The organism is Hymenobacter glaciei, from assembly GCF_039539585.1.
Classification (GTDB): Bacteria; Bacteroidota; Bacteroidia; order Cytophagales; family Hymenobacteraceae; genus Hymenobacter; species Hymenobacter glaciei.
In genome coordinates, this window is sequence record NZ_BAABDK010000036.1 from 1 (window position 1) to 845 (window position 845).

Annotated in this window: 2 protein-coding genes; one reads left to right on the forward strand and one right to left on the reverse strand. The window is 52.8% G+C overall.

Annotated features, from left to right (window positions below; all coding sequences use genetic code 11):
• The first annotated feature begins 431 nt into the window (after window positions 1-431).
• Entirely contained in the window at window positions 432-620 is a 189-nt protein-coding gene (locus ABD837_RS24835; RefSeq protein ID WP_345060029.1) for a hypothetical protein, read from the forward strand.
• Window positions 621-648: 28 nt separating this feature from the next.
• Here ABD837_RS24835 and ABD837_RS24840 read toward each other — a convergent pair.
• Window positions 649-845 (reverse strand): hypothetical protein (locus ABD837_RS24840; protein WP_345060032.1); only part of this gene is annotated, 197 nt, incomplete at its 5' end.

The following is an 845-nucleotide window of genomic DNA, read 5'->3' on the forward strand; positions in this document are numbered from 1 at the left end:
CGCATAATGATTAATTGTAAAAATCAGGTTTAGAGCATTTTGCATTGTAATAACTAAACCTAAGGTTTTGTTTCGCTAAACCCAATTCACTGCAACGCGCTACATTAGCTGTTAAACTAAACGTTTAACAAAACCCAATGAGTCAGCCTAAGGGAGCAACAAAACCGGAGTTAAGTGTAACTCCCGCCGCAGGAGCCGCAACAGAACCCGAGTTAAGCACAACACTTCCTGAATTGGCGGCAACAGAGCCGGAGTTAAGTTTAGTGCCTGCTGAAACGGCCACAACAGAACCGGAACAAAACACAGCTAAGCCCAAAGCCAAGGGGGGCAGGCCACGTAAAGCCCCAGATACGGGCCTTTGGGCTATTCGGGGGGTAGATATAGAAACGCGGGCCATCGTAGAGAAAACCGCCCAGCGCGCCGGCAAGACGATGGGCCAGTTTGTGAACGAGGACGTGCGCTCGTTCTGTCAGGGCCAGCTCACCCAATCGCAGCTGCCGGCTAGTCCCCGCGACTTGCAGGTGCAGGTAGAGCAGCTGACCCAGCTTGTCGAAGGCATAGCCGCCCGTATGTCAGAGCCAGCCCGCAAAGGCTTTTGGCAACGCGTATTTGGTAAGTAGGAGAGAGGCAGAGCACCAGGCTCCACAGTTAGCGGGCTTTAGCGGCCTTGTCGAATAACGGCCCATTGCTAGCCTTCTTAATGCCTAGGATGGTAAGCAGCAGGCCCGAGAGAGAGTTGGTTTTGTTGTGTTTGCCCGTTTTAATTTCATAAGCGAACTTGTTGCAGGTGGCAACGTGCGTCGGGCTGGCTAGAATCTGGTCCACCAGCGCAGGCGTGGTTATGC

What these genes read in the sequence shown, in the direction of transcription:
- ABD837_RS24835 (WP_345060029.1), top strand. Translation starts at nt 432, where the DNA reads ATGGGCCAGTTTGTGAACGAGGACGTGCGCTCGTTCTGTCAGGGCCAG.